Origin of the sequence: Streptomyces mangrovisoli (assembly GCF_000974985.2) — a bacterium.
Taxonomy (GTDB): Bacteria; Actinomycetota; Actinomycetes; order Streptomycetales; family Streptomycetaceae; genus Streptomyces; species Streptomyces mangrovisoli.
Genome location: NZ_LAVA02000119.1, coordinates 16,725 through 35,731, shown reverse-complemented (window position 1 = coordinate 35,731; position 19,007 = coordinate 16,725). Strand labels below are relative to the sequence as shown.

The window sequence follows — 19,007 nt, the reverse complement described above, 5'->3', positions numbered from 1 at the left end:
AGGGCCCCGCCTAAGGCGAAGGAATCACCGCCGACACCCGGAACCCACCCGCATCCGTCGGCCCCGACACGAACACCCCGCCCAGAGCCAGCACCCGCTCCCGCATCCCCACCAGACCGTTCCCACCCGACGGCAGACGGACCGCGGACGCCGACGCAGGCTCAGGCGGCGGCTCGTTCTCCACCTGCATCGCGATCTCCGACACCCGATGCGCCAGCCGCACATACGTCTTCGCGCCCGCCGCGTGCTTGTGCACGTTCGTCAACGCCTCCTGCACCACCCGGTACGCCGTCTGCTCGATCTCCCGCGCGTACGACCGCGCCACCCCCTCGACCGACAGCGCCACCGTCATCCCCGCCGCCGCGGACTGCCCCACCAACTCGTCCAGCTCCCCCAGATCCGGACCGTCCTCACGAGCCGAATCCGCCGCCGCGGCCGCCGCCGCACCCACCGCCGCCAACGGAATCGCCGGCATCTCACCCGGCCGCACACCCTTGTCCCCCAGAACACCGCTCCCGCTGCGCAGCACACCCAACATCTCCCGCAGCTCCGTCAGCGCCTGCCGCCCCATGTCCCCGACCAGCGCCGCGTTCTTCACCGCCTTGTCCGGATCCTTGCGCGCCACCGCCTGAAGCGCCGCCGCATGCACCACCATCAGACTCACCCGGTGCGCCACCACATCGTGCATCTCCCGCGCGATCCGCGTCCGCTCCTCGCCCCGCGCCCACTCCGCGCGCTCCTCCGCCCGCTCCGCGAGCAACTGCAACTCACGCTCCAGCGAATCCGCACGCTCCCGCAGACTCTCCATCAACCGCCGCCGCGCACCGACGTACAACCCCAGCAGCACCGGCGGAGCGGTCAGCCCCAGCGACGTCGTGATCGACGCGAACGGGACGAACCAGTCCCCCAGCGTCCACGTACCGCTCGCGATGTCCTGCCGGGCCCGCACGAACGTCACGATCATCGTGCCGACCATCGACATCCCGGCCAGCGCCACGATGATCCGCCGCGGCAGCTCCGCCGCCGCCAGCGTGTACAGCCCGACGATGCCCATCAGAAAGCCCATCTGGGCCGGCGTGATCGCGATCGACACGAGCACCACGGCGATCGGCCACTTACGGCGCACCAGCAGGACCGAGCCCGCCACCACACCGAAGACGACCCCCGCCGCGAGCGGAATCCCCGCGTCCCGAGCGAACGGAACACCCTCCGCGGCACACTCCACCGCGGACACCAGCGCCAGACTCCCGTCCAGCGCCGCACTGCGCCACCTGTCCCACCACCACGGGCCGTGCCGGGCCGTGGAGCGGGCTTCCCCCGTCGTGGTCATGCGTCCAGCCTACGGGCGCCGGGTGTGTCTTTTCCGGTGAGTTTCACCGCCCTGTACAGGCCCCACACCCCCACGGAACAGCCCCGAAACCTTTCGAAATCCCTCGAACTGGTGAATCACTCCCGTTCGACCCCGGAAGCCACAATTCCGCTCGAACGATATGCCCATGGCACATCCCCACGACAGGTACGCCGACTACGAGAACCTCCGCGAACAGGCACTCGCACTGCGCCGGGCGGGCAAGAGCCGCCGCCAGATCTGCGACGAGCTGAAGGTCTTCAACAACGACCTCCTCAACCGCCTGGTGAAGGGGGAACCACCCCCGGAGTGGACGAAGCGCCCACGAGCGAAGGACGACATGCGGGAACGGGCGCGGGAGCTACGGCTCCAGGGCTGGACGTACGACCGGATCCAGGCGGAGCTGGGCTGCTCCAAGAGCTCGATCTCACTGTGGGTACGGGACCTGCCGAAGCCCGCAAAGCAAACGCGCACCCGCGAGGAGTCCTCGGCGATCGCGAAGCGGGGCTGGGAAGCCAAGATGCGGCTGCGCGAAGAAGAGCGTCAGCGCACGAAACAATGCGCGATGGCCGAAGTGGAGCGGCTGAGTGAACGCGAACTCTTCCTGCTCGGCGTGGGCCTGTACTGGGCCGAGGGAGCGAAGAGCAAGTCCTACAGCCGCAGGGAACGCGTGACGTTCGTGAACAGCGACCCGGACATGGTGACGGTCTTCCTGGCCTGGCTGAGGCTGCTCCAGGTGGAACCAGAAAAGCTCAGGTTCGCCGTACACATCCACGAGACCGCGAACGTGGCGGCCGCCGAGCAGTTCTGGGCGTCACACGTCGGCATCGAGCCCACCGAACTCCTGAAGACGACCCTGAAGAAACACAGGCCCAGCACCAATCGGAAGAACACCGGCGAGGCCTATCACGGATGTCTGCGCGTCGACGTGCGGGACGGAGCCGAGCTATACCGTCGCATCGAGGGCTGGTGGTACGGCATAGTAGGGGCTGTCCGTCCGGGCGATCTATCGAACCGGACATAAAGGCGATCCCGGGTCGTCTAAGGGCAGGACGGTGTCTTTTGGTGTCACATATGGAGGTTCGAATCCTTCCCCGGGAGCGCGGACGTGAGTGGGCCCCGACAGCACTGTCAGGGCCCACTCGCATGTCCCGCACAAAACGCCCCGGTATTCTGCGGTAGTCCGTCCCCGCACCACCAGCCGAAGGGCAACCCCGTGAGCTCCATGCGCCCGGCAGCCGTCGTCGTTCTCGCAGCGGGTGAGGGCACCCGTATGAAGTCGGCCACACCCAAGGTCCTGCACGAGCTGTGCGGCCGCTCCCTGGTGGGCCACGTGCTCGCCGCAGCCCGCGAGTTGGACCCGGAGAACCTGGTCGTCGTCGTCGGGCACGGCAGGGAGCAGGTGCGCGCGCACCTCGCCGAGGCGGACCCCGAGGCGCGTACGGCCGTGCAGGAGGAGCAGAACGGCACGGGCCACGCGGTGCGCATCGGCCTGGAGCAGCTCGGCGGTGACGTGGACGGCACCGTGGTGGTGGTCTGCGGTGACACTCCGCTGCTGACCGGTGCGACCCTGCGGGCGCTCGCGGACACGCATCGCGGCGACGGCAACGCGGTGACCGTGCTGACGGCGGAGGTCCCGGACGCGACGGGCTACGGCCGTATCGTGCGTGACGGGGCGTCGGGTGCGGTGACGGAGATCGTGGAGCACAAGGACGCGACCGAGGAGCAGCGGGCGATCCGGGAGATCAATTCCGGTGTGTTCGCGTTCGACGGGCCGTTGTTGGCGGACGCGTTGAAGAAGGTGCGGACGGACAACAGTCAGGGTGAGGAGTACCTGACGGACGTGCTCGGGATCCTGCGTGAGGCGGGGCACCGGGTGGGTGCGTCGGTGGCGGCGGACCACCGGGAGATCGCCGGCATCAACAACCGTGTGCAGCTCGCCGAGGCGCGTCGGATTCTCAACGACCGTCTGTTGACGGCGGCGATGATGGACGGCGTGACGGTGGTGGATCCGGCGTCGACGTGGGTCGATGTGACGGTCACGTTCGAGCGGGATGCGCTGATTCACCCGGGTACGCAGCTGCACGGTGTCACGCACATCGGTGAGGGCGCGGAGGTGGGTCCGAACACGCGGCTGACGGACACGCGGGTGGACGCGGGTGCGCGGGTGGACAACACGGTCGCGGTGAGCGCGCATGTGGGGCCGCAGGCGAGTGTGGGGCCGTTCGCGTATCTGCGGCCGGGTACGCGGCTGGGGCTGAAGTCGAAGATCGGCACGTATGTCGAGACGAAGAACGCCACGGTCGGTGAGGGGACGAAGATCCCGCATCTGTCGTATGTGGGTGACGCGACGATCGGCGAGTACTCGAACATCGGTGCGGCGAGTGTGTTCGTGAACTACGACGGTCAGGACAAGCACCACACGACGGTCGGGTCGCACTGCCGTACCGGGTCGGACAATATGTTTGTGGCGCCTGTCACGGTCGGGGACGGTGCGTACACCGCGGCGGGCTCCGTGATCACGAAGGACGTTCCGCCCGGTTCGCTGGCGGTGGCCCGCGGCCAGCAGCGCAATATCGAGGGCTGGGTGGCGCGCAAGCGTCCGGGCAGCGCGGCGGCGCAGGCCGCCGAGGCGGCGGACGGGCGTCGCGAGGGCCAGGACTGACCGGAACCCCCGGGAAAACGAGTGCGCCCAAGTGGGCGTACCGTGATAGATGCACCCAGCTGAGACACCCTCTGAGGAGACTGTGCTGTGACCGGGATCAAGACGACCGGCGAGAAGAAGATGATGTTCTTCTCCGGCCGCGCCCACCCCGAGCTTGCCGAGGAGGTCGCCCACGAGCTGGGTGTCGGGGTTGTCCCGACGAAGGCCTTCGACTTCGCGAACGGCGAGATCTACGTCCGTTACCAGGAGTCGGCGCGTGGCGCGGACTGCTTCCTGATCCAGAGCCACACGGCTCCGATCAACAAGTGGATCATGGAGCAGCTGATCATGATCGACGCGCTGAAGCGTGCGTCGGCTCGCTCCATCACCGTGATCGTGCCGTTCTACGGTTACGCGCGGCAGGACAAGAAGCACCGTGGACGTGAACCGATCTCGGCCCGTCTGGTCGCCGATCTGATGAAGACGGCGGGTGCGGACCGGATTCTGACGGTGGATCTGCACACGGATCAGATCCAGGGCTTCTTCGACGGTCCGGTGGACCACCTGTTCGCGCTGCCGCTGCTGGCGGACTACGTGGGCGGCAAGGTGCACAGCGACAAGCTGACGGTCGTGTCGCCGGACGCGGGCCGGGTGCGGGTGGCGGACCGCTGGTGCGACCGTCTGGGCGCGCCGCTGGCGATCGTGCACAAGCGGCGTGACAAGGACGTGGCGAACCAGGTGACCGTCCACGAGGTCGTGGGTGAGGTCAAGGGCCGGGTCTGTGTGCTGGTGGACGACATGATCGACACCGGTGGCACGATCTGCGCGGCGGCGGACGCGCTGTTCGCGCACGGTGCGGAGGACGTCATCGTGACGGCGACGCACGGTGTGCTGTCGGGTCCGGCGGCGGACCGGCTGAAGAATTCGCGGGTGAGCGAGTTCGTGTTCACGAACACGCTGCCGACGCCGGCGGAGCTGGGTCAGGGTCTGGACAAGATCACGGTGCTGTCGATCGCGCCGACGATCGCGAGCGCGGTGCGTGAGGTCTTCGAGGATGGTTCGGTGACCAGCCTCTTCGACGAGCAGTGAGGTTTCTGCAACCTCCGCTCGTGAGCGGTCGCAGGACCGCTCGCGCTTGATCCTTTTGGGGACGGCCTCCCTCTCCGAGTAGACTGCTGAAGTTGCTCGGCGAGGGAGGCCGTTTCCGTTTGCGCGGAACCGGTTGTCCGTTATCGACGCGCTCTTCGTAGCAGGCCGTTCGTGGCCGGGTGACCCATCCGATTCCCACGTATCTACGAGGAGTGAACATGTCCGAGGTGAAGCTCGCCGCCGAGACCCGCACCGAGTTCGGCAAGGGTGCCGCCCGCCGCATCCGCCGCGCGCACAAGGTGCCGGTCGTCCTCTACGGCCACGGCACGGACCCGAAGCACCTGACCCTCCCGGGCCACGACCTGCTGCTCGCGCTGCGTACGCCGAACGTCCTGATCTCCCTGGACATCGACGGCAAGGCCAACGAGCTGGCGATCCCGAAGTCCGTGCAGCGCGACGCGGTGCGCGGTCACCTGGAGCACGTCGACCTGCTGCTGGTCAAGCGTGGCGAGAAGGTCACGGTCGAGATCCCCGTGCACGCCGAGGGCGAGCTGGCCCCGGGCGGCAACCTGCTCGAGCACGTCCTGAACGCGCTGCCGGTCGAGGCCGAGGCCACCCACATCCCCGAGGGCTTCACCGTCTCCGTCGAGGGCCTCGAGGCCGGTGCCTCGGTCCTCGCCAAGGACATCGCCCTGCCGTCCGGCGTGACCCTGGCCGTCGAGGACGACGCGGTCGTCCTGCAGGTCCTGGCCGCGCAGGCCGAGGAGGCCCCCGAGGGCGAGGAGTCCGAGGGCGAGGAGGCCGTCGCCGAGGCGTGATCCTCGGTACGGCCCCACGGCCGCCGTCGGCGGCCGGCCAGTCCGCGCACCAGCCGCCGCCTCCTTCCCGGGGGCGGCGGCTGGTGCCGTATCAAGGAGACAAGGACGTGACCACACCGGCAGAGGGCCCCTGGCTCGTCGTCGGGCTCGGCAACCCGGGCCCGGAGTACGCGATGAACCGGCACAACGTGGGCTTCATGGTGGCCGATCTGCTCGCCGAGCGGATCGGCGGGAAGTTCAAGCGGGCGGGCAAGGCGCAGGCCCAGGTGGTGGAGGGCCGCATCGGCCCGCCGGGCCCCGCGAACCGCCGCGTGATCCTCGCAAAGCCGATGTCGTACATGAATCTCTCCGGCGGGCCGGTGAACGCGCTGCGCGACTTCTACAAGGTGTCCGCCGCGCAGGTCGTGGCCGTCCACGACGAGCTGGACATCGACTACGGCACGCTGCGGGTGAAGCTCGGCGGCGGGGACAACGGGCACAACGGCCTGAAGTCGATCACGAAGGCGATGGGCCCCGACTATCACCGGGTGCGCTTCGGGATCGGGCGGCCGCCGGGCCGGATGCAGGTCGCGGACTTCGTGCTCAAGGACTTCTCGTCGGGCGAGCGCAAGGAGCTCGACTACTTCGTCGACCGGGCCGCGGACGCGGTGGAGTGTCTGGTGACGGAGGGCCTGGAGCGGGCGCAAAGCGCGTACAACTCCTGACTTGTCGCCCGTCGGACCCCGGCCGAGTTGACCGGGCGCCAAGGCATGGCCAATGATCCCGGCCATGCCTGCTGCTGCCTCCGCCGGGTCCCGTCCGGGCGTCCACCCCGCGCTGCGGTTCGGCCGTGCCGCGGCGATGGGCGCGATCGCGGTGCTGATCCTGGTCGCCGGGGTGTGGGGGTCCTGGGGCACCGCCCAGTACGTGATGCTCACCAAGGGGCGCGAGCAGGGCACGCTCGCGGTCACGGCGTGCGCCGAGGACACCTGCACCGGCCCGTACACGCCGATGACGGCGGGGTCGACGGCCCGCAGGCAGGTCGTGATCGACAAGGGTGTCGCGGTGCGCAAGGGGCGTACGTACACCGTGATCGTGAAGCCGGACAGCGACCAGGTGGTCCGCTCGGGTGCGGCCGGCGTCCTGTACGCGTGGGTGCCGCTGGGCGGTGCGCTGCTGCTGGCCTCGCTGGTCGTCGCGGGCGGCCTGCGCCGGACCCGGATCGCGTGGGCGCTGTGCGGCTCGGGCGTGGCCCTGCTGACGGCGGCCTTCGCCCTCGTCGACTGACCGCGCCGCGCCTCTCCCGCCTGATCTCTCTCCCCCCGAACGCCGCGTGCGGGCGCCCCCGCCTGCTCGGGGCACCCGCGCGTCGTGTCGCCGTGTCCGGTCAGCCGGTGTTGCGCAGGCCCGCCGCCACGCCGTTGACAGTGAGCAGGAGGGCGCGGGCGAGCAGCGGGTCGGGCTCCTCGCCCGCGGCGGCCGCGTCGCGCTGCCGCTTGAGCAGGGCCACCTGGAGGTAGGAGATCGGGTCCAGGTAGGCGTCGCGGATGCTGAACGTCTGCTTCAGCACCGGCTGCGCGTCGAGGAGTTCGCTCTCCCCGGTGACCCGCAGGACCTCGCGCACGGTGAGGTCGTGTTCGGCGCGGATGGCGTCGAAGACGTGCTTGAGCTCGTCCGGGACCAGGGTGTCGACGTAGTGCTGGGCGATCCGCAGGTCGGTCTTGGCGAGCGTCATCTCGACGTTGGAGATGAAGTTGCGGAAGAAGTGCCAGTGCTCGTGCATCTCGTCGAGCACGGTGTCGAGGCCCGCCTCGCGCAGCGCCTTGAGGCCGGAGCCGACGCCGAACCAGCCGGGCACGATCTGCCGGGACTGGGTCCAGCCGAAGACCCAGGGGATGGCGCGCAGTCCGTCGAGCGAGACGCCCGAGCCGGGGCGGCGGGAGGGCCGCGAGCCGAGGTGCAGGTCGGCCAGCTGGTCGACCGGCGTGGAGGCGAGGAAGTACGTCGGCAGGTCGGGGTCCTCGACGAGCCTGCGGTAGGCGGAGTGGGCGGCGTCGGAGACGACGTCCATCGCCGCGTCCCAGCGGGCGAGCGCCTCGTCGGACTGGCGGGGCGCGGTGTGCAGGGCGGACGCCTGGAGCGTCGCGGCGACGGTCAGTTCCAGGTTCTCCCGGGCGAGGGAGGGCACGAGGTACTTGTCGGAGATGACCTCGCCCTGCTCGGTGACCTTGATCTCGCCCTCCAGGGTGCCCCAGGGCTGGGCGAGGATCGCGTCGTGCGAGGGGCCGCCGCCGCGGCCGACGGTGCCGCCGCGGCCGTGGAAGAGGCGCAGCCGGACGCCGTAGCGGTGGGCGACGTCGCGCAGCCGGCGCTGGGCGCGGTGGATCTCCCACTGGGAGGTGGTGATGCCGCCGAACTTGGAGGAGTCGGAGTAGCCGAGCATGACCTCCTGGACGTCGCCGCGCAGTGCCACGAGGCGGCGGTAGGACGGGTCGGAGAGCATCTCCTCGAGGATGGTGTCGGCGGCCTTGAGCTCGTCGGTGGTCTCCAGGAGCGGCACGATGCCGATCCGGGCCCAGCCGCCGTGCAGGTCGAGCAGGCCGGCCTCGCGGGCGAGGACGGCGGCGGCGAAGACGTCGTCGGCGCCCTGGCACATGGAGATGATGTACGACTCGATGACCTCGGGGCCGAAGACCTCCAGGGCCTTCTTGACGGTGAGGAAGACGCCGAGGGTCTTCTCGCCGGCGGCGTCCAGCGGGGCCGGGGTGCCGGCGAGGGGCCGGCGCGAGCGGAGCTCCTTGGCGAGCAGCTTGGCGCGGTAGTCGCGGGGCATGTCGGTGTAGCGCCAGGACTCCTCGCCGAGCCGGTCGAAGAGCTGGCCGAGGGCGTGGTGGTGGGCGTCGGCGTGTTCGCGTACGTCCATGGTGGCGAGCTGGAGGCCGAACGCGGCGAGGGTGCGGATGGTGCGGTCCAGGCGCCCGTCGGCGAACAGGCCGCCGCGGTGTTCGCGCAGCGAGTTCTGGATGAGGCGCAGGTCGGCGAGGAGTTCGGCGGTGCCGAGGTAGTCGGCTCGGGGCTCGTGGGGGGTGCCGGTGGCCAGGCGCTGCTTGGTGTTGACGAGCTTCTGCCGGATGCAGGTGGCCTTGAGCCGGTAGGGCTCCTCGGCGTTGAGCCGCTTGTAGCGGGGGCTGATGCCGGGCAGCACGTCGAGGTCGGCGCGCAGGGATTCGAGGAGTTCCTCGGTGGCGCCGGCGTAGCGGATGGAGTTGGACAGCAGTCCGCGCAGTTCGTCGATGGTGTCGAGGGCGTCGTTGATGCCGTGTTCGTGCTGGAGGATCAGCACGTCCCAGGTGACCTGCGGGGTGACGTTGGGGTTGCCGTCGCGGTCGCCGCCGATCCAGGTGCCGAAGGTGAGGGGGCGGGTGGCGTCGGGGATGCGCACGCCGACCCGTTCGAGTTCGGCGGTGAGGTCCTCCAGGACGTCGCCGACGGCGCCGGCGTGCAGTTCGTCGAGGTAGTAGATGGCGTTGCGGGCCTCGTCGGCGGGTTCCGGGCGGACCACGCGGAGCTCGTCGGTCTGCCAGACGAGGTCGATGTTCTCGGCCAGCCGGGTGTCGTGGCGCCGGCGGTCGGACTCGATGACGGGGGTCTCCAGGAGCGCTGCGATGCGCCGGAGCTTGTTGAGGACGGAGCGGCGCGCGGCCTCGGTGGGGTGGGCCGTGAAGACGGGGCGGACGTTGAGGTGTTCGACCGTCTGGCGTACGTGCTCGGGGTCGGCGTCCTTGAGCCGGTCGGCGGTGCGGGCGAGGAGTCCGCCCTCGGCGGCGCGCCGGGCCCGCAGTTCGCGGCCGCGGTGCACCTGCTCGGTGACGTTGGCCAGGTGGAAGTAGGTGGAGAAGGCGCGGACCAGCTTGGCGGCGGTCTCGAGTTCGGTGCCTCGCAGCAGCTCGGCGGCGGCCTCGCCGTCCTCGCGGGTGAGGCGGCGGACCTTCTCGACGAGTTCGAGCAGTTCGGGGCCCTCCTGGCGGACGAGGGTCTCGCCGAGAAGGTCGCCCAGTCGCCGGATGTCGGCGCGCAGCTCGGTGCTGGTCGTCGTGGTCTGGTCGTCGGCACTGCTCACAGGTGCGGCTCCTTGCAGTGGTGAAGCTCGTCTGGAGGGAACCGGGCGTCCGGGCCGCGGCGGGTGCCGCTTAGGGGACGGACATCCGGGAAGTAACAGAGCGGACCGCGCTGTCCGACCGACTCCAAGGATAGGTGTCCGCGCGGACGCGCAGGCTCTCGGGCCCTTGCCGCGAGGCGACGCACTGCCATACTTACGTCGCCGTAGGTTACGGAACCGTAGGAACGGGTCACCCGGCCTGTGTCCGTTCGGTGCGATCCCGCCGACCGCGGTATCTGCCTCCACCCTCGACCCCACAGGGGACGCCCCATGACCACGAGCTCCGATGTGATCGCCGACGAACCGCGGGCGACCGACGGCGCTCCCCTGCCCCGCGCCACTCTGGGCGGCGAGCAGAAGCGCTCCGTCGAGCAGATCACCCTTCTTCTCTTCATCATCGTTCCGTTCCTCGCGCTGCTGGCCGCGGTGCCGCTGGCGTGGGGCTGGGGAGTGAGCTGGCTGGACCTCGGTCTGCTGGTGTTCTTCTATTTCCTGGGCTGTCATGGCATCACGATCGGTTTCCACCGCTATTTCACCCATGGTTCGTTCAAGGCCAAACGGCCGCTGCGGATCGCGCTGGCGATCGCGGGTTCGCTGGCGGTGGAGGGGCCGCTGGTGCGCTGGGTCGCCGACCACCGCAGGCACCACAAGTTCTCCGACGCGGAGGGTGACCCCCACTCGCCCTGGCGGTTCGGCGAGACGGTGCCCGCGCTGTTGAAGGGCCTGTGGTGGGCCCACATCGCGTGGATGTTCGACGAGGAGCAGACGCCGCAGGAGAAGTACGCGCCGGACCTGGTCAAGGACCCGGTCATCCGGGCGATCTCCCGTCAGTTCGTGCTGTGGACGGCGTTGTCGCTGGCGCTGCCGCCGCTGATCGGCGGGCTGGTCACGATGTCGTGGTGGGGGGCGTTCACCGCGTTCTTCTGGGGGTCCCTCGTCCGGGTGGCGTTGCTGCACCATGTGACGTGGTCGATCAACTCGATCTGTCACGCCGTCGGCAAGCGGCCGTTCAGGTCGCGGGACCGTTCGGGCAACGTGTGGTGGCTGGCGGTGCTGTCGTGTGGCGAGTCCTGGCACAACCTGCACCACGCCGATCCGACTTCCGCGCGGCACGGTGTGGAGCGCGGGCAGGTGGACTCCTCGGCCCGCATCATCCGCTGGTGCGAGATGCTCGGCTGGGCGTACGACGTGCGCTGGCCGTCACGCTCGCGTATCGATTCCCGCCGCAACACCGGTGAAGACGGCGCCCGGCGCCGGACGGAGACGGCCGACGCGGCATGATTGACGCCGTGGCGACCGACTCAAGCACCCCGAGCCCCGACAAGCCGCGGCGTGCGCGCCGCACCCGGATGACCGGTGCCGAGCGCCGTCAGCAGCTGTTGGAGATCGGTCGGACGCTGTTCGCCGCGAAGGGCTTCGAGGGCACGTCGGTGGAGGAGATCGCGGCGAAGGCCGGGGTGTCCAAGCCGGTGGTCTACGAGCACTTCGGCGGCAAGGAGGGCCTGTACGCCGTCGTGGTGGACCGGGAGATGCGCCGGCTGCTCGACATGGTGACCGGCTCGCTGACGGCGGGGCATCCCCGGGAGCTGTGCGAGCAGGCGGCCTTCGCGCTGCTGGACTACATCGAGGAGTACACGGACGGTTTCCGCATCCTGGTCCGTGACTCGCCCATCCCGCAGTCGACGGGGTCGTTCGCCTCGCTGATCTCGGACATCGCCACCCAGGTGGAGGACATCCTGGGGCGCGAGTTCAAGAGCCGCGGTTTCGACCCGAAGCTGGCGCCGCTGTACGCCCAGGCGCTGGTCGGCATGGTCGCGCTGACCGGCCAGTGGTGGCTGGACGTGCGCCGCCCGAAGAAGGCCGAGGTCGCGGCGCATCTGGTGAACCTGGCGTGGCACGGCCTGGACGGCCTGGAGGCGAAGCCGCGGCTGATAGGGCATCGCAAGAGCTGAGGCGGGGCCCGGAGCCCGGGCGGAGCCCCGCCCGGCAGGGGACGACGAGGAGTCCCGTCCGGCGACGGACGACGAGGAGCCCCGCCCGGCAGGGGACGACGAGGAGTCCCGCACCTGCCGCTTCCGCGGTGGGTGCGGGACTCCTGTCATCTGCCCCGGGGCTGCGGGGTTCCGGGCCCCGCGCCCGCGCAGTTCTCTGTCCCCGAGCCTGCGCGGGTCCGCCCCCGAGGCTGCGCAGGTCTTCGTCCCCGAGCCTGCGCGGGCGCGTCAGTCCTTGAAGACGTCCTTCACCTTCTCCTTGGCCTGGCGGGCGTCGCCCTTTGCCTGGTCGGCCCGGCCCTCGGCCGTCATGCGCTCGTTGCCCACGGCGCGCCCGGCCGCTTCCTTGACCTTGCCCTTGGCCTGTTCCGCCTTGGCCTTGGCCTTCTGGTCATGAGCCACAGTGAATCACTCCAGGTCGCTCGGACTTCGGTGGTCACTTCTGCGGGTTACCGGGACGGGCCGGGGCAAACCCCTCACTTCTCGGGTTCGAGGAACTCCAGCCGGTTGCCGACCGGGTCGAGGCAGTAGAAGCGCCGGTGTCCGGGCAGGTCGCCGTCCCAGGCCGGGGTCGCGCCGCGGGCCGTGAGCCGGGCGGCGTACTCCTCGATGCCGGTGACGCGCAGCCCGGGGTGGGCCTTGGCGGACGGCCGGAAGTCCTCCTCGATCCCGAGGTGCAGGTGCGCGGCCCCGGCCCGGAACCAGCAGCCGCCGCGGGCGGCGAGCACCGGGGGCTTGGCGACCTCGGTCATGCCGAGCACGTCGACGTAGAAGGCCCGCAGCAGGTCCTCGCTGCCGGGCGGCGCGGCCAGCTGCACATGGTCCACGGCGGCGATCATCGCCGGCCTCCCTTGCGGGCGACGGCGAACAGCCGGCGGAAGGGCAGCACGGTGCCGTAGGGCGTGGCCGGGTAGGCCTCGCGCAGCAGGTCGCGGTAGGCGGCGAGGAACGCGTCGCGGGCCTCGGGGTCGCCGCCGAGCACGGTGAGGACCGGGCGCAGGCCGGTGCCCTTGACCCAGTCGAGGACGGGGTCCTGGCCGGTCAGGATGTGCTGGTACGTCGTCTGCCAGACGTCGGCCTCGCAGCCGAGCCGGGCCAGCCGGTCCAGGTAGACGCCGGGGGTGTGCACGGACGTCTCGTGGCGCAGTACGTCGCCGAGCAGGCCCTTCCAGCGGGGGGTGGCGGCGAGTTCGCGCATGAGGGCGTGCAGGGGCGCGTCGATGTTGTCGGGCACCTGGAAGGCGAAGGTGCCGCCGGGCGTGAGCGCGTCCAGCCAGGCGGGGAAGGCGTCCAGGTGGCCGTCGACCCACTGGAGGGCGGCGTTGGAGACGATCAGGCCGTACGGCTCGGGCGGTGTCCAGCCGCGCAGGTCGGCGTGGGCGAAGTGCAGGCTGCCGCCGCCCGGGGTCGGGCCCGCGAACTCGGTGAGCGCCTGGTCGAGCATGGCGGGCGAGTTGTCGTAGCCGGTGATGTGCGCGGCCGGCCAGCGCTCGGCGAGGACGGCGGTGACATTGCCGGGGCCGCAGCCGAGGTCGGCGACGCGGGGCGGGTCGCCGGGCAGGTCGGGGACGCGGGCGAGCAGGTCGGCGAAGGGGCGGGCCCGGTGGCCGGCATGACGAAGGTACTGGGCGGGGTCCCAGGTCGGCGAGGTCATGGCCTCAGTCTTCCCCCGCATTTATCTCGACGTCAAGAGACCTTGTCGAGAAGAAGCTCGATATCAAGATATTTACAGTCGCGAGGTTCGGCCTCAAGAGACTTCACATCGACACAACCACTACACTGATCGTCATGGAGGACGAGGTCGATCGGCTGGTCGCGGCGTGGCGCAGGGAGCGCCCCGACCTCGACGTGGAACCGCTCGAGGTGCTCAGCCGGGTGAGCAGGCTCGCCCGGCATCTGGACCGTGCGCGCCGGCTGGCCTTCTCCGAGCACAGCCTGGAGCCCTGGGAGTTCGACGTGCTGACCGCGCTGCGGCGCGCGGGCGCGCCCTACCAGCTCTCCCCCGGGCAGTTGCTGACGCAGACCCTGGTCACCTCGGGCACCATGACCAACCGCATCGACCGGCTGGCGAAGAAGGGCCTGGTCGAGCGCCTGCCCGACCCCAGCGACCGGCGCGGGGTGCTGGTCCGGCTCACCGACGAGGGCCGCGACCGCGCCGACCAGTCGCTCGCCGGGCTGCTGGAGCAGGAACGCGCGCTGCTGGCCGAGCTGTCCCGGGCGCAGCGCGGTGAACTGGCCGGGCTGCTACGCCAGCTGACCGCCCCGTTCGACAACATCCCCGGCTAGGTCCACCGGCCCGACCCCGGCCCGCCGGGCGAGCGCGACGGCGGCGAGGGTGGAGTGCACGCCGAGCTTGCCGAGGACGTTCTGCATGTGGGTGCGCACGGTGTGCGGGGAGAGGAACAGCCGCTCGGCGACGGCCTTGCGGCCGAGCCCGGCCACCATGCAGCGCAGCACCTCGCGCTCGCGCGGGGTCAGCGACTCCACCAGCCGCTCGCTCTCGGTGCGGTGCTTGCGGGCCGCGGTCAGCTCGCGCAGCACCCCGGTGAGCAGGGCGGGCGGCAGATGCGTCTCGTCGCGCAGCACCCCCCGGATGACGGTGAGCAGCCGCGACAGCGAGCAGTCCTTGGCGACCCACCCGGAGGCGCCGGCCTGGAGCGCGAGCGCCGCGCGCCGGGGGTCGTCCTTCTCGGCGAGCACCACCGTCCGCACCCCGGGCTGCGCCGAGCGCACCCCCGCGACCAGCGAGATCCCGTCGACGAGGCCGTCCTCGCCGACCTCCTGGACGGGCACGGCGGGCCGTACGCCCGGCACCCCGCCGCCCAGGTCGGCGTCGACGAGCAGCACGTCGAAGCGGCGGCCCTCGGCGGCCGCGCGCTCCAGGCAGCGCACCGCGGCGGGACCGCTGCCCGCGGCGGAGACGTCGACGTCCGGCTCCGCGGCCAGTGCCGCGGCGAGCGACTCGGCGAAGATGCGATGGTCGTCGACGACCAGGACTCGGATGCGAACCATGAAACCCCCTTCCCCAGGCTCCGACAGGAGCAGGGGAAACCCCATCGTCCGGGAAACGACGACTGCCGCGGGTACGACGCCCAGGGGACGCCGCAGCCGCACGGCCGCCGCCGCGCAGGCATTGCTTCTACCCCCACATCGGGCGTCGTACCCGACTGTCTCGCCCCCTGATCGGCACCGGCCCCCACCGGTGCTGCTCATCAGGGTACGGCCGGGGGCCAGGAGCGGAAGGCAATTCACAGAACTGACCGCCCGGCCCGTTTAGGGTGTGGCGCATGTTTCGTATCGAGGCAGAAGTCGACAGAGAGCGGCGGGATCTGCTCCGCTCCCGCCTGCTCGACACGAACACCGCGGCCTCCCCGGTGCTGCGCGCGCTGCGCGGCACCCCGGCCGAGCGTGAAGTGCCGCTGCACGTGTGGGCGTCCGACGACGCCGGCGCGCTGGCGGGCGGGCTGGTCGGCCACACCTGGACGGCGTGGCTGCACGTGACCTACCTCTGGGTGGACGACCGCCACCGGGGCACCGGCCTCGGCTCGCGGCTGCTCGCCGAGGCGGAGCGGATCGCCCGCGAGGAGCGCGCGTGCGCGGCCGTACGCCTGGAGACCTGGGACTTCCAGGCCCCGGACTTCTACCGCAAGCAGGGCTACGAGGTGGCCTGCGTGATCCCCGACTACCCACCGGGCCTGACGGAGTACCTGATGACCAAGCAACTCCCCTGAGCGCTCCCCGCCCCTGCCTCCCGCGTCGCAGGGGGCAGAGGCAGGGAGCAGCAGGGGCAGGAGCAGGGTCGTCAGGACAGGCGCTGGGCTCCCGCCGAGGGCACCGCCTCGAAGACGCGTGGGGCGGTGTACCCGGCCGCGGTGAAGGCTTCCCCGACCGCCTTGGTGATCGTGTCCGTGTCGGTGGCCTCCGCCAGGACGATCGCCGAGCCGCCGAAGCCGCCGCCGGTCATCCGCGCGCCCAGGGCGCCCGCCGCGTTCGCGGTCTCCACGGTCAGGTCCAGTTCCGGGCAGGAGACGCGGAAGTCGTCGCGCAGGGAGGCGTGGCCCTCGGTGAGGACCGGCCCGATCGCGCGGGTCTCCCCGGCGCGCAGCAGGTCCACGACCCGTTCGACCCGGTGGTTCTCGGTGACGACGTGGCGGACCAGGCGGACGACCTCCTCGTCGTCGCCGAGCCGGGCCAGGTCCGCGTCCAGCGTGTCGTGCGGGACGTCGCGCAGCGCGTCGACGCCGAGCAGGGCCGCGCCCTTCTCGCAGCCGGCCCGGCGCTTGCCGTACTCGCCGCCGCTGTGGGCGTGCTTGACCTGGGTGTCCACGACAAGCAGGCGCAGGCCCTCGGCCGCCAGGTCGAAGGGGATCTGGCGGTGCGAGAGGTCGCGGGTGTCGAGGAACAGCGCGTGGCCCTGCTCGCAGCAGGCCGACGCGGTCTGGTCCATGATGCCGGTGGGCGCGCCCACGTAGGCGTTCTCGGCGCGCTGGCACAGACGGGCCAGCTGCGCGCGCGGCAGGCCGAGGCCGTACAGCTCGTCGAGGGCCAGGGCGACGACGACCTCCAGCGCGGCGGACGAGGACAGCCCGGCGCCCGTCGGGACCGTCGAGGAGAGGTGGATGTCCGCGCCGGTCACGGCGTGGCCCGCCTCGCGCAGTGCCCAGACCACGCCGGCCGGGTAGGCCGTCCAGGTGCGGTCGCTCTCGGGTTCGAGGGCGTCCAGGGCCAGTTCCACGACGCCGCCCGCCATGTCGGCGGAGTGCAGACGCAGCACCCCGTCCGTGCGCCGGGACACCGCCGCGGTCGCCCGGTGCGGCAGCGCGAACGGCATCACGAAGCCGTCGTTGTAGTCGGTGTGTTCGCCGATCAGGTTGACCCGGCCCGGCGCGGCCCACACACCGTCGGGGGCCTCGCCGTAGAGAGCCCCGAAGTCCTCACGTACGCCCACAGATCATCCCTTCGCCACACTCTGCGCGAACTCCCAGGCGTCCGCGACGATTCCCGCGAGGTCCGCGCGGGTCGGATTCCAGCCGAGCCGCTCGCGCGCGGTGTCCGCCGAGGCGACCAGGACCGCCGGGTCGCCGCCGCGGCGCGGCGCGAGGATCTCGGGGATCGGGTGGCCGGTGACCTGCCGGACCGTCTCGATGACCTCGCGGACCGAGAAGCCGTTGCCGTTGCCGAGGTTGCAGATCAGGTGCTCGCCGGGGGTCGCGGCGCGCAGCGCCAGCAGGTGCGCCTCGGCGAGGTCGGCCACGTGGATGTAGTCGCGCACGCAGGTGCCGTCGGGCGTCGGGTAGTCGTCGCCGAAGACGGAGATCACATCGCGGCGGCCCTGGGCGACCTGGAGGACGAGCGGGATCAGGTGCGACTCGGGGTCGTGCCGCTCGCCGCAGGAGCCGTAGGCGCCCGCCACGTTGAAGTAGCGCAGGGACACCGCGGCCAGGCCGTGGGCGATCGCCTCGCCGGTGATCATGTGGTCGACGGCGAGCTTGGAGGCGCCGTAGGGGTTGGTCGGGCGGGCCGGGGCGGTCTCGACGATCGGGACCTGCTCGGGCTCGCCGTAGGTGGCGGCGGTGGAGGAGAACACCAGCTTGCGCACGCCCCGCTCGCGCATCGCGCCGAGCAGCGCCATGGAGCCGCCGACGTTGTTCTCCCAGTACTTCTCGGGCTTCACCACGGACTCCCCGACCTGGGAGAACGCGGCGAAGTGCAGGACGGCGTCGTAGGAGGGGTCGAGCCACTTGGCGGCGTCGCGGATGTCGCCCTCGATGAAGTCGGCGCCCTCGGGGACGCCCTCGCGGAAGCCCGTGGTGAGGTTGTCGAGGACCGTCACCTCGTGGCCGGCCTCCAGCAGATGCTGGGCCACCACGCTGCCGACATAGCCCGCGCCACCGGTGACCAGGTACTTACCGCTCATGTTCGCTTGCTACCTCTCGCAGTCGCTCGGCCGCGCGCTCCGGCGGCACGTCGTTGATGAACACACTCATGCCGGACTCGGAACCCGCGAGAAACTTCAGCTTGCCGGAAGTGCGGCGAATGGTGAAAAGCTCGAGGTGGAGCGCGAAGTCGTCGCGGCTGACACCGTCGAACTCCGCCAGCGCGCCGAACGGGGCCTGGTGCCAGGCCGCGATATAGGGCGTGGGGGGCTCACCTTCGCCGAAGATCCGGTCGAAGCGCTTCAAGAGTTCCAGATAAACCTGGGGAAACTCTGAGCGCGCCTCCTCGTCGAGGGCGAGCAGATCCGGCACCCGGCGGCGCGGGTACAGGTGGACCTCGTAGGGCCAGTGCGCCGCGTACGGCACGAAGGCCACCCAGTGTTCACCCTCAAGGACGACCCGCCCTTCGGCGAGTTCGCGTTCGAGTACGGCGTCGAAGAGGTTCTCCCCGCCGGTGGCCTCCTTGTGGGCCGCGAGGGAGCGCAGCATGAGCGCGGTGCGAGGGGTGGTGAAGGGATAGGCGTAGATCTGGCCGTGCGGGTGACCGAGCGTCACCCCGATCTCCGGGCCCCGGTTCTCGAAGCAGAACACCTGCTCGACGGCGGGGAGATGGGAGAGCTCCGAGGTGCGGTCGGTCCAGGCGTCGAGGACGAGCCGGGCCTGTTCGTGCGACAGGCTGCCGAAGGAGGCGTCGTGGTCGGAGGTGAAGCAGACGACCTCGCAGCGGCCCGAGTCGCCGGCCAGGGAGGGGAAGCGGTTCTCGAACACCACGACGTCGTAGGACGAGTCGGGGATCTCGCTGAGCCGGCCGTCCCGCGAGGGGCAGAGCGGGCACTCGTCGGCCGGCGGGTGGTAGGTGCGGCCCTGCCGGTGCGAGGCGATCGCGACCGAGTCGCCGAGCAGCGGGTCGCGGCGGATCTCGGCGGTGGTCTGCGTCCGCTCCAGGGGACGCAGGTCCACCGCTTCGCGCACGGCGTCGTCCCGCAGGTCGTAGTAGATCAGCTCACGACCGTCGGCCAGCCGGGTCGAGGTCTTCTTCACCG

19 protein-coding genes and 1 tRNA gene are annotated in these 19,007 nt (G+C 70.9%); 11 read left to right on the top strand and 9 right to left on the bottom strand.

Annotated elements, in window-relative coordinates:
* Nucleotides 1-10: 10 nt before the first annotated feature.
* Entirely contained in the window at nt 11-1,330 is a 1,320-nt protein-coding gene (locus WN71_RS36420; protein ID WP_046591748.1) for a sensor histidine kinase, read from the bottom strand.
* 166 nt (nt 1,331-1,496) lie between these two features.
* Here WN71_RS36420 and WN71_RS36415 point away from each other — a divergent pair, with 166 nt between their 5' ends.
* From WN71_RS36415 to WN71_RS36390, 7 genes are all read left to right on the top strand, one after another.
* Entirely contained in the window at nt 1,497-2,372 is an 876-nt protein-coding gene (locus WN71_RS36415; protein WP_046591749.1) for a hypothetical protein, read from the top strand.
* 6 nt (nt 2,373-2,378) lie between these two features.
* Nucleotides 2,379-2,449, top strand: a tRNA-Gln gene (locus tag WN71_RS42110).
* Nucleotides 2,450-2,564: 115 nt separating this feature from the next.
* Nucleotides 2,565-4,013: a bifunctional UDP-N-acetylglucosamine diphosphorylase/glucosamine-1-phosphate N-acetyltransferase GlmU gene (gene glmU / locus WN71_RS36410; RefSeq protein ID WP_079178390.1), complete on the top strand. Its 1,449-nt coding sequence runs from the start codon at nt 2,565-2,567 to the stop codon at nt 4,011-4,013.
* An 87-nt stretch (nt 4,014-4,100) separates the two neighbouring features.
* On the top strand, nt 4,101-5,081 hold the full coding sequence (locus tag WN71_RS36405; protein WP_046591751.1) for a ribose-phosphate diphosphokinase: 981 nt from the start codon (nt 4,101-4,103) through the stop codon (nt 5,079-5,081).
* Between the two features lie 218 nt (nt 5,082-5,299).
* A complete protein-coding gene (locus WN71_RS36400; RefSeq protein WP_046591752.1) occupies nt 5,300-5,899 on the top strand; it encodes a 50S ribosomal protein L25/general stress protein Ctc in 600 nt (199 codons plus the stop codon).
* Nucleotides 5,900-6,006: 107 nt separating this feature from the next.
* On the top strand, nt 6,007-6,603 hold the full coding sequence (gene pth, locus WN71_RS36395) for an aminoacyl-tRNA hydrolase (RefSeq protein ID WP_046591753.1): 597 nt from the start codon (nt 6,007-6,009) through the stop codon (nt 6,601-6,603).
* A 52-nt stretch (nt 6,604-6,655) separates the two neighbouring features.
* Complete coding sequence (locus WN71_RS36390) at nt 6,656-7,165, top strand: hypothetical protein (RefSeq protein WP_046591754.1); 510 nt, start codon at nt 6,656-6,658, stop codon at nt 7,163-7,165.
* Between the two features lie 100 nt (nt 7,166-7,265).
* Here the strand turns inward: WN71_RS36390 and ppc are convergent, their stop codons facing one another.
* Nucleotides 7,266-9,998 (bottom strand): phosphoenolpyruvate carboxylase, encoded by a 2,733-nt coding sequence (gene ppc, locus WN71_RS36385; protein WP_046591755.1) that lies wholly within the window; start codon nt 9,996-9,998, stop codon nt 7,266-7,268.
* A gap of 309 nt (nt 9,999-10,307) precedes the next feature.
* Here ppc and WN71_RS36380 point away from each other — a divergent pair, with 309 nt between their 5' ends.
* Nucleotides 10,308-11,318 (top strand): acyl-CoA desaturase, encoded by a 1,011-nt coding sequence (locus tag WN71_RS36380; RefSeq protein WP_046591756.1) that lies wholly within the window; start codon nt 10,308-10,310, stop codon nt 11,316-11,318.
* Nucleotides 11,315-11,989 carry a TetR/AcrR family transcriptional regulator gene (locus WN71_RS36375; protein WP_046591757.1) on the top strand — a complete coding sequence of 225 codons (675 nt, stop codon included), beginning with the start codon at nt 11,315-11,317 and terminating at the stop codon, nt 11,987-11,989. Before WN71_RS36380 ends, WN71_RS36375 begins: the two co-directional genes overlap by 4 nt.
* 267 nt (nt 11,990-12,256) lie before the next feature.
* On the opposite strand, the gene WN71_RS36370 is transcribed toward WN71_RS36375, so the two are convergent.
* The 3 genes from WN71_RS36370 to WN71_RS36360 form a co-directional block, all read right to left on the bottom strand.
* On the bottom strand, nt 12,257-12,430 hold the full coding sequence (locus WN71_RS36370; protein ID WP_071369925.1) for a CsbD family protein: 174 nt from the start codon (nt 12,428-12,430) through the stop codon (nt 12,257-12,259).
* 74 nt (nt 12,431-12,504) lie between these two features.
* On the bottom strand, nt 12,505-12,867 hold the full coding sequence (locus WN71_RS36365; protein ID WP_046591758.1) for a VOC family protein: 363 nt from the start codon (nt 12,865-12,867) through the stop codon (nt 12,505-12,507).
* Nucleotides 12,864-13,682: a trans-aconitate 2-methyltransferase gene (locus WN71_RS36360; RefSeq protein WP_046591759.1), complete on the bottom strand. Its 819-nt coding sequence runs from the start codon at nt 13,680-13,682 to the stop codon at nt 12,864-12,866. Before WN71_RS36360 ends, WN71_RS36365 begins: the two co-directional genes overlap by 4 nt.
* A gap of 134 nt (nt 13,683-13,816) precedes the next feature.
* On the opposite strand from WN71_RS36360, the gene tamR reads away from it, so the two are divergent.
* Nucleotides 13,817-14,314, top strand: coding sequence for a MarR family transcriptional regulator TamR (gene tamR, locus WN71_RS36355; protein WP_046591760.1), 498 nt, complete (start codon nt 13,817-13,819; stop codon nt 14,312-14,314).
* Here tamR and WN71_RS36350 read toward each other — a convergent pair.
* Nucleotides 14,273-15,040, bottom strand: a complete 768-nt coding sequence (locus WN71_RS36350; RefSeq protein ID WP_046591761.1) for a LuxR C-terminal-related transcriptional regulator — start codon at nt 15,038-15,040, stop codon at nt 14,273-14,275. The two genes, tamR and WN71_RS36350, sit on opposite strands and share 42 nt — an antisense overlap.
* Nucleotides 15,041-15,315: 275 nt before the next feature.
* Here WN71_RS36350 and WN71_RS36345 point away from each other — a divergent pair, with 275 nt between their 5' ends.
* A complete protein-coding gene (locus WN71_RS36345) occupies nt 15,316-15,759 on the top strand; it encodes a GNAT family N-acetyltransferase (protein ID WP_046591762.1) in 444 nt (147 codons plus the stop codon).
* A 71-nt stretch (nt 15,760-15,830) separates the two neighbouring features.
* Here the strand turns inward: WN71_RS36345 and galK are convergent, their stop codons facing one another.
* The 3 genes from galK to galT are packed head-to-tail and all read right to left on the bottom strand — an operon-like array spanning nt 15,831 to nt 19,005.
* Complete coding sequence (galK, locus tag WN71_RS36340; RefSeq protein ID WP_046591763.1) at nt 15,831-16,976, bottom strand: galactokinase; 1,146 nt, start codon at nt 16,974-16,976, stop codon at nt 15,831-15,833.
* A gap of 3 nt (nt 16,977-16,979) precedes the next feature.
* The gene (gene galE, locus WN71_RS36335; RefSeq protein WP_046591764.1) at nt 16,980-17,945 is read right to left on the bottom strand and encodes a UDP-glucose 4-epimerase GalE; all 966 of its coding nucleotides are present in this window, start codon (nt 17,943-17,945) and stop codon (nt 16,980-16,982) included.
* Entirely contained in the window at nt 17,935-19,005 is a 1,071-nt protein-coding gene (gene galT / locus WN71_RS36330; protein ID WP_046591765.1) for a galactose-1-phosphate uridylyltransferase, read from the bottom strand. The genes galE and galT overlap by 11 nt, the downstream gene beginning before the upstream one ends.
* Nucleotides 19,006-19,007 lie beyond the last annotated feature (2 nt).